At 59.9% G+C, this 11,590-nt stretch carries 11 protein-coding genes and 1 tRNA gene; 6 read left to right on the top strand and 6 right to left on the bottom strand.

Annotated features, from left to right (window positions below; all coding sequences use genetic code 11):
• Window positions 1-256 precede the first annotated feature (256 nt).
• The 3 genes from HMPREF3009_RS08815 to HMPREF3009_RS08805 all read right to left on the bottom strand — a co-directional run bounded on the left by HMPREF3009_RS08815 (window position 257) and on the right by HMPREF3009_RS08805 (window position 2,003).
• Window positions 257-330: transfer RNA gene (locus HMPREF3009_RS08815), tRNA-Pro, on the bottom strand.
• Window positions 331-418: 88 nt separating this feature from the next.
• Complete coding sequence (locus HMPREF3009_RS08810) at window positions 419-817, bottom strand: YchJ family protein (RefSeq protein ID WP_070681404.1); 399 nt, start codon at window positions 815-817, stop codon at window positions 419-421.
• 7 nt (window positions 818-824) lie between these two features.
• On the bottom strand, window positions 825-2,003 hold the full coding sequence (locus HMPREF3009_RS08805) for a bifunctional alpha/beta hydrolase/OsmC family protein (RefSeq protein ID WP_070681401.1): 1,179 nt from the start codon (window positions 2,001-2,003) through the stop codon (window positions 825-827).
• A gap of 96 nt (window positions 2,004-2,099) precedes the next feature.
• Here HMPREF3009_RS08805 and secA2 point away from each other — a divergent pair, with 96 nt between their 5' ends.
• The 5 genes from secA2 to HMPREF3009_RS08780 all read left to right on the top strand — a co-directional run bounded on the left by secA2 (window position 2,100) and on the right by HMPREF3009_RS08780 (window position 7,308).
• Window positions 2,100-4,391: an accessory Sec system translocase SecA2 gene (gene secA2, locus HMPREF3009_RS08800; protein WP_046649392.1), complete on the top strand. Its 2,292-nt coding sequence runs from the start codon at window positions 2,100-2,102 to the stop codon at window positions 4,389-4,391.
• An 86-nt stretch (window positions 4,392-4,477) separates the two neighbouring features.
• Window positions 4,478-4,909: an oxoglutarate dehydrogenase inhibitor Odhl gene (gene odhI / locus HMPREF3009_RS08795; RefSeq protein WP_010186533.1), complete on the top strand. Its 432-nt coding sequence runs from the start codon at window positions 4,478-4,480 to the stop codon at window positions 4,907-4,909.
• 118 nt (window positions 4,910-5,027) lie between these two features.
• Window positions 5,028-5,774, top strand: coding sequence for a transcriptional regulator FtsR (locus HMPREF3009_RS08790; protein ID WP_046649387.1), 747 nt, complete (start codon window positions 5,028-5,030; stop codon window positions 5,772-5,774).
• Window positions 5,775-5,835: 61 nt separating this feature from the next.
• Window positions 5,836-6,432, top strand: coding sequence for a bifunctional nuclease domain-containing protein (locus HMPREF3009_RS08785; RefSeq protein WP_070681398.1), 597 nt, complete (start codon window positions 5,836-5,838; stop codon window positions 6,430-6,432).
• Window positions 6,433-6,747: 315 nt separating this feature from the next.
• Window positions 6,748-7,308 carry a MerR family transcriptional regulator gene (locus HMPREF3009_RS08780; RefSeq protein ID WP_180963924.1) on the top strand — a complete coding sequence of 187 codons (561 nt, stop codon included), beginning with the start codon at window positions 6,748-6,750 and terminating at the stop codon, window positions 7,306-7,308.
• Between the two features lie 127 nt (window positions 7,309-7,435).
• On the opposite strand, the gene HMPREF3009_RS08775 is transcribed toward HMPREF3009_RS08780, so the two are convergent.
• From HMPREF3009_RS08775 to HMPREF3009_RS08765, 3 genes are read right to left on the bottom strand one after another with little or no spacing between them, the layout of a single operon-like run.
• On the bottom strand, window positions 7,436-8,272 hold the full coding sequence (locus HMPREF3009_RS08775; RefSeq protein ID WP_070681394.1) for a vWA domain-containing protein: 837 nt from the start codon (window positions 8,270-8,272) through the stop codon (window positions 7,436-7,438).
• A 56-nt stretch (window positions 8,273-8,328) separates the two neighbouring features.
• Complete coding sequence (locus HMPREF3009_RS08770) at window positions 8,329-9,183, bottom strand: 3-methyladenine DNA glycosylase (protein WP_070681391.1); 855 nt, start codon at window positions 9,181-9,183, stop codon at window positions 8,329-8,331.
• Window positions 9,180-10,493 carry a DEAD/DEAH box helicase gene (locus HMPREF3009_RS08765; RefSeq protein WP_070681388.1) on the bottom strand — a complete coding sequence of 438 codons (1,314 nt, stop codon included), beginning with the start codon at window positions 10,491-10,493 and terminating at the stop codon, window positions 9,180-9,182. The genes HMPREF3009_RS08770 and HMPREF3009_RS08765 overlap by 4 nt, the downstream gene beginning before the upstream one ends.
• A 125-nt stretch (window positions 10,494-10,618) precedes the next feature.
• Here HMPREF3009_RS08765 and HMPREF3009_RS08760 point away from each other — a divergent pair, with 125 nt between their 5' ends.
• On the top strand, window positions 10,619-11,413 hold the full coding sequence (locus tag HMPREF3009_RS08760) for a hypothetical protein (RefSeq protein WP_232745451.1): 795 nt from the start codon (window positions 10,619-10,621) through the stop codon (window positions 11,411-11,413).
• Window positions 11,414-11,590: the final 177 nt, after the last annotated feature.

Genomic DNA, 11,590 nt, shown 5'->3' with positions numbered 1-11,590 from the left:
GCAAATCCACACGAAATGTCCCTTAAGCCAATACTTTTATCCATCTAGCTCGGAAAACCGATATGGGGTTCCGGGCTAGAAGTTCCGGGCTAGAAGTCGTTTTAGAGGGGACGAACCATGTTGTGTTCCTTATTAGTCAACGACTGGAACAGAGCGAAAACGACTAAACCCACCGCGGTGAAGCGGTGGGTTTAGCTATGCGGAGCAGTTTCGCAAATGATTTAAGCTAGATTCGCAAAACCGTCCCTAAATTTTGTCGGACTAACAGGATTTGAACCTGCGACCCCTACACCCCCAGTGTAGTGCGCTACCAAACTGCGCCATAGTCCGCCGCCGCACCATTAGGTGCAACTGCTACAGATTACACTAGCGGTATTCGCTTCGACAAATCCCAGTTCAACCTTTGTTTTAGCGGCAGCTAAAACTCTCCGGCGGAATAGACCCACTGCCCGTTTTGGCGGTGGAAAGAGGAGCGCTCTCGCTGCGAGCCCTTCGCGGCCCCCTTGTAAAAGGCTTCGAATTCAACGATGCCGGTCTGGTCCAAGGGGCCGCCGGCGACGGTGTCGATAATGTCGAGGCGGTAGAAGCGGATCCCAGTATCCGCTAGATCGAGGCGCTCGGGGCGGGTTTCGGGGTCCCAGGTACGCAGCAAATAATCCTCGTCGCCGGCGACGAAAGCGCTGAAACGCGAGCGCATCAGGGTCTCCGCTGAGGGGGCGGGTGTGCCGGCATGGTAGCGCGAGCAGCACTCGCCGAAGCTTAGGCCGGTACCGCAGGGACAGCGGGCGGCAGGGTCAAGTGGGTTAAGAACAACCATGGGCGGCTTATTCTGCAGTGGTTGCCACGGTGGTGGCGATGTCCACAGCGAGGAGGGAATCGATGGTGGTGGAAGCGGCGGCGTCGGCAAGCGCGCGTTGTTGATCGGCGCTCAGAAAGCCAGGAAGCGTCACCGTACGTGTGAAACGAGATTCGGATTCTTGGTTAACCCTGACAGATACCGCTTCGAGCACCTTCGCGTCGATTTTCTGCGCCTTGCCTGCTTCTTTGATGGCCTGAGTGCTTGCCGTAGCCACTGCAGACATAAGAAGGCCTTCCGCGGTGAAACCTTGGCCTTTGCCGCCGTTCTTTTTCGTGCGGTCAGCGCTCACCGATCGGTCATTGTGGTGCACGACGACGCCCATCCTGGTTCCAACTGCCGGAATTGCAAGCGCGGAGTCCTCAGCAACTGGGGTGGGAATGTTCTCCGGAACAATAAACTGCTCCGCCCAAGCCCCGATGAGGTCGGCGGCACGGGCTGCCGCGCCCTGCTTAGTCACCAGGTGATCGGCCTTATCCAAGGCGACGAGGGACTTGGGATAGCGCGTGGTCCGGAAAATATTTTGTGCGTTATCAATGCCCACCGTTTGATCAATGGGGGAATGCAGCACCATGAGGGGCTTGCGCAGGCGCGGAAGATAGTCCTCCGGGTTGGTCTCAGCAAGGTCTTCGAGGAAGAGGCGCGAAATGATCAGCGCCCGGCCGCCAAGGGTGACCTCGACTTCACCGTTGGCGTCGACCTCGCCGATCTTGTCGGCGTAGTGCAGCACGGAGTGTGCAGGATCGAAGGGGGCGCCGATGGTGGCCACGGCCTTGAGGGAGCGAATGTTGTTGGCCGCGGCCAGAGCGGCAGCCCCGCCCAGTGAATGGCCCATGAGTAGCTGTGGTGCGGAATAGTTGTGTGCTAGCCAGTCGGCAGCAGCCTGGATATCGGCAACATTCTGGCTAAAGCAGGTGTCCGCGAAATTTCCTTCGGATTGGCCTAGGCCAGGAAAATCAAAGCGTAGGGTAGCGATGTCAAAGTTAGTCAGCTGCTTGCTCACACGAGCGGCGCCGGGGGTATGGCGCGAACCGGCAAAGCAGTGCGCGAAGATGGCGAAGGCTTGCGGAGGGGAGTCAGGGAAGTCGATGGTTCCGGCCATCGCGGTACCGGTGCTGGAGGGGAGCGACACGTTCACGGATTGCATGTCCGTAAGGATATAAGGGCGAACGCACGCTTGCGAACCGGGGTTGACTAGAGTCGATAGAAGACCTGTATGACGCACAAGGATGGAGGAGTGCTCATGGGCGCATTCGATTGGTTCTGGAAGGCAATGGGCGCGCAGTCCGAGCGCAACAACAAGAAATCGAAGGCTGTCGTGACGGCAGCCGATTCAGCAGTGGGGGACATTGCGGCCCTGTCGGATGCTGACGTTGCCGCCACTGCGCGCGCTTGCGTGAAAGACGGGGTAATTGCAGATAAGTCTCGTTTCCTCGCGGCCCTGGCTGTGGCGAGTGAACGTAAGCTCGGTATGCGGCCCTTTAATGTCCAGTCCCAGGCCGTACTGCGTCTTCTTGAAGGTGACGTCATCCAAATGGCCACCGGTGAGGGAAAGACACTGGTGGGTGCCATGGCCGCGACGGGTTTCGCGCTCACCGGCAAGCGCGTGCACCTAGTGACGGTTAACAACTATCTAGCGGCGCGTGACGCCGAATGGATGCGCCCACTCGTGGAGTTCTTTGGACTCACGGTGGCCTCCGTAACGGAGAAAATGGGGCCGGAAGAGCGGCGCGGGGCTTACCTTTCCGACATCATTTATGCGCCGGTTAATGAGCTCGGTTTCGATGTGCTGCGAGATAACCAGATCACCTCCCGGGAGCAGACGGTGCAGGCGCGCGCGGACGTGGCGTTGGTGGATGAGGCCGACTCGGTGCTTGTCGACGAAGCCCTCGTCCCCCTCGTCCTCGCCGGAAATCGGCCCGGCGAGGAGTCCACGGGCCACATCACCAACGTGGTCTCGCGCTTGCGCGAGGAGCAGGACTATGTCATCGCGGAGGACGGCCGCACGGTGGCGCTCACCGATGATGGTGCGGCTCGAGTAGAGCGGGAGTTGGGCATTGACTCGCTGTATTCGGAGGAGAATATCGGCTCCGTATTGGTGAAGGTCAACCTGGCGCTACACGCGAAGGCGCTGCTCATCCGTGACATTCACTACATCATCACGGACGGAAAGCTGCAGCTTATCGACGCCTCCCGCGGCCGCGTGGCCGAGCTACAACGCTGGCCGGACGGGCTCCAGGCGGCGGTGGAGGCCAAGGAAGGCCTGGAGGTATCAGAAGGTGGGCGCATCCTCGACACCATTACGCTGCAGGAGCTCATGCGTCGCTACCCCTTGGTCTGTGGCATGACGGGCACCGCGGTGGAGGCCACCGACCAGTTGCGACAGTTTTATGACTTGCACGTCTCGGTCATCGACCGCAACAAGGAACTGCAGCGCTTCGACGAAGCTGACCGCATCTACGCGTCTGTGGATGAAAAATCGCGCGCCATCGTCAACGAGATCGTTGCGATCAACAGCACGGGTCAGCCGGTCCTCGTGGGTACCCACGATGTCGCGGAATCCGAGGACCTCGCTGCAGCTTTGCGCGAACGTGGCATTACTGTCAACGTCCTCAACGCTAAGAACGACGAGGACGAAGCACGCATCGTCGCGGAGGCAGGCGACGTGGGGCGCGTGACGGTCTCCACGCAGATGGCGGGCCGCGGCACCGATATCAAGCTGGGCGGCGCGGACGAAGCTGACCGCGACGCGGTCGTCGAGAAGGGCGGTTTGGCAGTACTTGGCACCTCCCGGCACCGTTCCTCGCGGTTGGACAACCAGCTGCGCGGCCGTGCGGGCCGACAGGGAGATCCGGGCATGTCGCTCTTCTTCGTCTCCTTGGAGGACGACGTAGTTCAGCAGGGTGGGGAAGATGAGTCCCTTTCGGCGCGTCCAGACGCCGATGGCCTCATTGAATCCAAGCGTGTTCGGGACTTCATCGCACATTGTCAGCGGGTGACGGAAGGCCAGTTGCTGGAGATTCACGCGCAGACGTGGAAGTACAACCAGCTGCTGGCGGATCAGCGCATCATTATCGATGAGCGCCGTGCCAAGTTGCTCGATACAGACCAGGCCTGGCAGGAGCTCGCTGAGCGAGCGCCCGATCGCGCCGCCGAGCTAAGCGACGTCCCCGTGGATGCCCGTGAGCGCGCCGCCCGCGAGATCATGCTCTACCACCTCGACTTGGCGTGGGCCGACCACTTGGAGCTGATGGATGACGTGCGTGAATCCATTCACTTGCGTGCCATTGCCCGTGAGACCCCCATCGATGAATACCACCGCATCGCGGTACGCGAATTCAAGGATTTGGCGCAGCGCGCGGTTGATGACGCCGTCGATACTTTTAAGACCGTGCTTATTGATGCCGATGGTGCGCACCTAGAGGATCATGGACTGTCCCGCCCGAGTGCCACCTGGACTTATATGGTTTCCGATAATCCATTGTCTGGCGGCGGAAATTCCGTGCTCAAAGGCATAGGAAACATTTTCCGTTAATGTATTTGTGGAGAGGCGACTCGCGCGCGCAGCGGAGTCGCTAATATGGAATGAGTCAACATCGATCCGACCCTTCGGAGGTAAAAATGAGCGAGAATACCGGAACGCCGGAACCGCAGGCAGAGACTACTTCTGTCTTCCGCGCTGATCTTCTTAAGGAGATGGAAAACGGCACCGCGGCGGGCTCCGACGCCTCCGTTGCTGGTGCTGAGAACCTGGCTGAAGGCCAGGCCCTGCTCGTCGTGAAGCGCGGCCCGAATGCTGGCGCGCGCTTCTTGCTTGATCAGCCGACCACCACCGCCGGCCGCCACCCGGAAGCGGACATCTTCCTCGATGACGTCACCGTCTCCCGCCGCCACGCAGAATTCCGCGCCAAGGATGGCCAGTTCGAGGTCGTGGACGTCGGATCGCTCAATGGCACCTACGTCAATCGCGAGCCGCGCAATGCGCAGGTACTGGAAGTAGGCGACGAAATCCAGATTGGTAAGTTCCGCCTCGTCTTCATCGCCCCTAAATAGGGCAGTACCCGTCAGCAAGGACGAAGCGGGGGTACGAGGGGAGCAGCCGGTCTTGCTTCCTCACTGTGCCTGCCCTTTGTCAAAGTGAATCCGCGTAGAAAGCAGTAGTAGTCCCATCGTGAGCGCTCAGAAGTCCACCGCAGCTGCAGCAACAGCATCTTCGGCGGCCAAGAAGACCAAGCAAAAGCCCATGTCTATTGGCGTAACGCTGAAGCACGTGCAGAAGCAGTTCCCGGACGTGACGGTGTCGAAGATTCGCTTTTTGGAATCTGAGGGTCTGATTACTCCGGAACGCACCGCGAAGGGCTACCGCCGCTACTACCAGAAGGATCTTGACCGTCTGCGCTACATTCTGACCGCGCAGCGCGATCACTACACGCCGCTCAAGGTTATTCGTGAGCAGCTGGAGGCGATGGATTCGGGGCAAGTAACCGCCATTGTCTCCTCCCAGGCTGAGGCACTGATCAGTGCCGAGCAGCTGCGAGCACCAGTGGTGACCAGGCTTACCGACGCCGACGTGGCCGACCAAGCCGGGACCACGCAAGAAAACATTGCGGAGCTGGTCTCGGTGGGGCTCATTAAGCCGGATCCGGCGGGATTCTTTGACACGGATGACGTGTCTATTGTGTCGGCGGCTGTCGCCTTAGAGTCCTTCGGCTTTGAGGCACGGCAATTGAAGTCGCTGCGCAATGCCGCCCGCCGGCAGGCAGACATGATTTCACAGGTGGCTTCACCGGTGGCGCATTCGAAGTCTGATACGGCCCCGCAGCAGGCCGAAGAGCTCTCGCAGCAGATGGCGGCGCTTGTTCTGTCCCTTCATGGAACGCTGGTCAAGACTGAGCTGCGGGACGAGTTCCGCCCGTAGCGGAATAGAGGGCTGCTCTGTCAATCGCCACGCGTGAGGAAAGTGTGGAAAAGTGGGTGCCATGACTGCAGAAGTATTGAAATTTTTAGGAATCCACCCCGTCGGCCCCGAGAATAACTTGTGCGCCCTCTTTTACTGGGAAGAGGCAGACCGGCACGTACCTGTGTGGGTCTCGCCTATTGATGGAGCCCGCGTTCTCCAGGTGCTGGAGCGCCATTACAACGCGCGGCCTAGTACCTATGAACTCCTGATTGCCTTCGCCGACCAGCTTGATGGGATCGAGCATATTTGTGTCTCCGAGTACCACAAGGGCGCTTTCATGGTCGACGTGGTCGACGGAACAGGTGAGGAGCACGACGCCCGCATCTGTGACGCCCTCGTCCTAGCAGATCACTACGGGGTGCCCATCCGGTTTGAGAAGGAGGTGCTCGAGGAGGTCGCTGTTTACATTAGCGATGAAGACCTTAAGGAGTACTACGGTCTCGAGCGCGAGGCTAAGTCCCCAGAGACCTTCCCGGAGAAGAGGTCGCGCGATTTTCAAGAGATGGCGGCCCGGCAGAAAGCCCAGGAAGACGATGACTTTGAGCAGCTGATGCGTGATTCCGGCATTTTCGAAGAAGATTTGCTTGGGGGCGACTCGCCGGACGATGAAGACTAAGGCCCGCGCATCCAGCTGAGCTTCGTACGTAGAAGGGTAGCGGTCGGCTCGGCATACTTGCCAGCACAACAGACTAAACACAGCGGCACCGTTTCTGGGTGCCGCTTTTCTTGTCATCAGCGATTTTTTTAATGACACGCGTGTGACTAATGATGACAAAGTGACCAAAGAAGTCTAAAGTTCTACTAGAGGTTCACGAAGGGCGACCCTTGACGTGGTCGCTGACGTGGCCTTTAATAGAAAAATAGAACTCCCCTCAAACATCACTGGAGTAATTACGTGAGCAGTAAAAACAACCGCACCGAGTCCCGCGCCCTGCCGCTCGATGACGCCGCAACGAACGGCTACGTCCAGGAATCCCTCTTCGACGTCGGACCGGACGAGGAGTTGGGCTACCGCGTTCCCATCGCGTGTCAGGTAGCCGGCATTACCTACCGTCAGCTGGATTACTGGGCACGCACCGACCTGGTCAAGCCCTCTATCCGCACCGCGCGTGGTTCTGGCTCCCAGCGTCTGTACTCTTTTAAGGACGTATTGGTGCTCAAGATTGTCAAGCGCCTGCTGGACACCGGTATTTCCCTGCAGAACATCCGCCTCGCCGTGGAATCCCTGCGGGATCGCGGCGTTAATGACTTGGCGGAGCTCACGCTTGTCTCCGACGGCACCACGGTCTATGAGTGCCGGTCCAACGATGAAGTCATCGACCTCCTCGCCGGAGGCCAAGGCGTATTCGGTATCGCCGTACCTGGCATCCTTAAGGAGCTCTCCGGTACCATCACGTCCTTCCCGGCCGAGCGCGTCGTGGAGGAAGAAGAAACTGACGTCGTTATTGGCCTCGACGAGCTCGCTGCTCGCCGCAAGCGTAAGAGCTCTTAAACTCGAGCCACTCGCCGCCGCGTCTTTCCTGCACTGCTGCTCACGTCAGTGTCCTGGGGAAAGATGCGGCGGCTTTCTGCGCTTTGGGAGTGCACCCCGCGGACTCGCTTTGCACGAGAGCCCGCGTCTAGCGTGCGCCGACTGCGGCCGAGATGGCCGTTGCATTGTCTTGGGCATCGGATGGATCTGCGACCGTGCTGTAGGAATCAGCCAGCTTTTCGAGTTCAGCATCCTTCTCGCCGTTACCCACGTGCACCACGCTCAAGCTCACTCCTTCGCCGCGGGCATTCTTTACGGCCTCGGCGAAGGCAGCATCATCCATATCTTGCTGCGTGCCGGTGGTTACGAGCACAACGCGTGTGTCCTTGCCGCTTTCAGCCACCTGGTCGGTTGCGTTATCCAGTGCGGCTACCACAGCACTGCGGGTTTGCGGAACGCCACCCGTGCCAAACATACCTACGGCATAGGCAACGTTATCGGTATCCCCATACGACACGTTTTGGCGGTAACCCACGGTTGCCGAGGCGGAAAGAGGGGAGGAGTAGTTCCAGAGGCCCACCTGGCTTCCCTCCGCGCCGGCCGCCGACGCCGCCTCAGCCACACCCTGGCTTACCGCATCGAAATAGGGCGTGAGGTTCTCGGACGTATCGAGGAGGAACAACGTATTCGGCGCAACCTTTGCCTCTGCGGCCTTTTCCTCCGAGCTGGGGGCGGCCGACGTCGATTCGGTGTCCTTCGCCGTTTCCGACGACGCAGGCGCGGCCGACGTTGTCGCCTCTGCAGTAGAGGTCTCCTCCGTCTTAGCTGTAGTTGATTCTGCCGCCACCGTTTCACCGGAATCGGAATCGTTTCCGCGGAAGAGGAGGAACCCTCCGATAACCAGCGCCAGCACCGCTAAAACGGCCACGATGATGACCCACGGTGCAAATGCGTAGTTATTCTTTCCATCCGAGTGCCGGGCCATCTCTTTCCTTCCGCGCTGGTTTCGCGGGGCGGCACAGCGCGCCCCGTCGGGTCACATCAATGGTTCCTCATTGTAGCGGGCAGTGCGGCGCGAATTTGGGAGACAAGCCGCGCGCGCAGGGGCTCGGCGGCGTCGGCAAGCGCGCGTTGGCGACGCACGTACTCGGACTTTCCTTCCGCCGTTTCGATGGGAACGACCCCAAAGCCCCACTCGCGGCAATCGTAGGGTGACGCTTCCATATCAAGTGTGCGTGCTGCCACGGCTAGCCGGAAGGTGTCGAGGAACAACTCACCCGGTACCAATGGCCCCAATTTCCACGCCCATTTATACAAATCCATAGTCGCATGGACGCAGCCAGCCTGGTCGTTCTCCGGTTGCCCCTCGCGAGTCAGCACCGTGAGGTTGAGCGGGCGCGCGGGCTCAGTGAAGAAGCGGAAGGCATCGTAATGCGTGCACTTGATGCGGTGCCTATCGACGACCTCATTCGTCCCCTCCGCCCCTAACCGCAGCGGCAAGTCATGGCGAGGAGAATCGGTGTGGTAGACCATGGCCCATTCGTGCAGGCCAAAGCAATCGAATTGGGTGGGGTTATGCGTGGTCTTTTCTAGCAGATTCAGGATGTAGCGAACGGTGTTACCGCGGCGTGCGAGGAAGGCCTCAGTGTCCACCGTGACGCCCTCATCAGTGCGGTGGTAGTAGTTCCACTGAGCATGTGGGACCTCGCCGGCCAGAGTCACACCGACGCCTGGGTGCCAACGCCGCAGGTGTGACGGGCGGACGGGGTAGTACTCGAAAAGGAAGTCGTAGACAGGGTGATACGAGCCCGGGTGGCGGTAGCGGGTGAGATACTCGTTGGCCGCCTCCTCGTGCATGGTCATCCGGGTTTGCCAGGTTTTAGGCTGGAGAATCATCTCTGACCTGCGTTGCCCCGTCGGCGGCGCTGGTTACGGCTACCCGATCGCCGCCGCGAAGGCTGCCGTTCGGACTGACTCTGTGGCTTCTTCTTTGATGGTTGCTGGTGTGGTGGGCCGAGCGGCTCGCCCTTGGGCTTGCGAGCTCCCGTCATCTGGGCAAGCTCGGGACTGCTGGCTGGGTTGGCGCGGTCACTGATGTCGAGGTCGGTGTGCGCAACCCCGGCCTTCGCGATGAGCTTTGCCACCTCATCGCGTTGCTCGTCGGTGACGAGCGTGACTACGGTGCCGGAGTCGCCTCCGCGTGCAGTACGGCCCGAGCGGTGCAGATAGGCCTTGTGTTCAGCTGGCGGATCGACGTGGACGACAAGGGAGACGTCGGCGATGTCGATACCGCGGGCAGCGATATCGGTGGCGACGAGTACCGGAACGCTGCCGTCTGCGAAGCCCTCGATGGCCTTGGTACGTGAGCCCTGGCCCTTATCGCCGTGCAAGGGCAGCGCGTTGATTCCGACGCGGCGCAGCTTTTTGGCCTGCCTGTCGACGCCATGCTTGGTTCGCATAAACATGATGGTCTTGCCCTTGCGTGCGCCGAGGCGAAGAACGACGTCATTGCGGGCCTCGCGGGTGCCGATGAAAATAAGGTGGTGTTCCATCGTATCGACGGCTGCCTCGACGGGGGCGGTGGAGTGGGTGACGGGATCGTGCATGAACTGGTTGACCAGCTTGTTGACTTCGCCGTCGAGGGTGGCGGAGAAGAGCAAACGTTGACCATCGACCGGCGTGAGATTGAGCAGCTTGCGTACCTGGGGGAGGAAGCCCATGTCCGCCATCTGGTCCGCCTCGTCGAGGGCGGTGATAGTGACGTGGTCGAAGAAGAGCTTGCCCTGGTCGATGAGGTCCTGGGCGCGTCCCGGTGTGGCAACGAGCAGGTCAACCGGGCGGGCAAGCGAGCGAATGTGGTTGTTGATGTTGACACCCCCGACGACTGCCAGTACCCGCAGTCCCAATGCTGCCGCGGGTTCTTCTAAGCGCTGCTGGATCTGGGTTGCCAGCTCGCGCGTCGGTGCTAGGACCAGCCCGCGCGGGTGGGCCGGACGCGACACCCCGGACTCCGCCAATCGGGCCAGCATAGGGAGACCAAACGTAAAGGTCTTTCCCGAGCCTGTGGGGCCGCGGCCGAGGACATCCTTGCCGGCGAGGGCGTCGGGAATAGCGGCTTCTTGGATAGGGAAGGGGGTCGTGATGCCCTGTTTGTCTAAGATACGAACAACATCGCGGGGGAGGCCGAGTTCGGCGAAAGTAGTCATCGGGTAAAAAGTCTAGTGCTCCGGCCTGCCAGACCGAAAAGCATTACAGCTACCGGTGGGGATTAGGCCTCGCATCCTGCATTTTTAGGGTTTGTGTGACGTGGTTCTCTGTTAAATTGAGCGACATGACGAATCCATTCGACAACTCTCAATCTCAGTCTCCTCCCCGCGGGTTTGGCCAGAACCCGCACCACGTCCAACCTGGGCACAACCAAGCGCCTCCCGGTTTTAATGGGCAAGGCCAAGGGATGCCGCAACCGCCACAGAAGAAGCCCGGTTCGAAGAAAGTGTTGTGGATTGTTCTAGCAATAATCCTCGGTCTTATTCTGGTTACAGGGCTCGCTCTTGTGGCGGCGTTTTCTGCTTTTAAGGACTTTGCCGCTGGATTGGAAGATGGGCCAGGAGAGGTCGCTGCCTCTGATGCCGGCTATTGGGAGCGCACGATTGACGTCGATGATGTTGACGCTATCCGAGAGTCCGAGGTGCCGGCGTCTGTTCCTACACCTCTGGCTGAGCTGACGTCCGAGTGTTACGAAGATACGTCCTATTTCGGTGAGTCAGCAGATCAGGGCTACGACGCGCAGTGGGTCCCGACGATTTCCTGCCTCTATGGGGCCGATGGTGAGTTTGTGGCTCAGTACACCGAGAATCAGGAAGCCATTCGCGACGCGGAGCGCGTGGGGCTGCAGGAATCCGTTGTGGATTACACATCCGCTCGCGGTTCCCAGATCGCAATTTTCGGACAGGATGAGGAATTCGTCATGGTGGAAGTGCTCGAGGGTCGTAACGCGGTCATCGAGTACGTGATGGGTGGTTACGACCCGGACGAGGTGGTGACCAATTACGGCGACCTTGCCAGCTATCTGGTACAAGCGGGGATCCTCGACGAGACGCCGGGGCCACCGCCGGTCGACGCCTAGTTATACGCCTATGCTTGACGACGTCCCCGTCCCACACTCACCATGAATCGCCGCTGTGCCCAATGGCCGGCCGTCGTTGTGCGGGATCGCCGATATCCCCGTCAGCATGTCTTGTCTGACGGGTTCTTCTATCGGGAGCACCTTTGTCGCAGGTTACCGGCGCTTTTTGTGTTTGGT

Origin of the sequence: Corynebacterium sp. HMSC034H07, from assembly GCF_001815175.1 — a bacterium.
Classification (GTDB): domain Bacteria; phylum Actinomycetota; class Actinomycetes; order Mycobacteriales; family Mycobacteriaceae; genus Corynebacterium; species Corynebacterium hiratae.
This window is presented reverse-complemented; position numbering and strand designations above follow the sequence as displayed.

Excerpts from the sequence above, each read along its gene's own strand:
- HMPREF3009_RS08775 (WP_070681394.1), bottom strand. The coding sequence starts at position 8,272 with ATGGCCCGGCACTCGGATGGAAAGAATAACTACGCATTTGCACCGTGG.
- HMPREF3009_RS08785 (WP_070681398.1), top strand. The coding sequence starts at position 5,836 with ATGACTGCAGAAGTATTGAAATTTTTAGGAATCCACCCCGTCGGCCCC.
- HMPREF3009_RS08805 (WP_070681401.1), bottom strand. The coding sequence starts at position 2,003 with ATGCAATCCGTGAACGTGTCGCTCCCCTCCAGCACCGGTACCGCGATG.
- HMPREF3009_RS08810 (WP_070681404.1), bottom strand. The coding sequence starts at position 817 with ATGGTTGTTCTTAACCCACTTGACCCTGCCGCCCGCTGTCCCTGCGGT.
- HMPREF3009_RS08765 (WP_070681388.1), bottom strand. The coding sequence starts at position 10,493 with ATGACTACTTTCGCCGAACTCGGCCTCCCCCGCGATGTTGTTCGTATC.
- HMPREF3009_RS08770 (WP_070681391.1), bottom strand. The coding sequence starts at position 9,183 with ATGATTCTCCAGCCTAAAACCTGGCAAACCCGGATGACCATGCACGAG.
- odhI (WP_010186533.1), top strand. The coding sequence starts at position 4,478 with ATGAGCGAGAATACCGGAACGCCGGAACCGCAGGCAGAGACTACTTCT.
- secA2 (WP_046649392.1), top strand. The coding sequence starts at position 2,100 with ATGGGCGCATTCGATTGGTTCTGGAAGGCAATGGGCGCGCAGTCCGAG.
- HMPREF3009_RS08760 (WP_232745451.1), top strand. The coding sequence starts at position 10,619 with ATGACGAATCCATTCGACAACTCTCAATCTCAGTCTCCTCCCCGCGGG.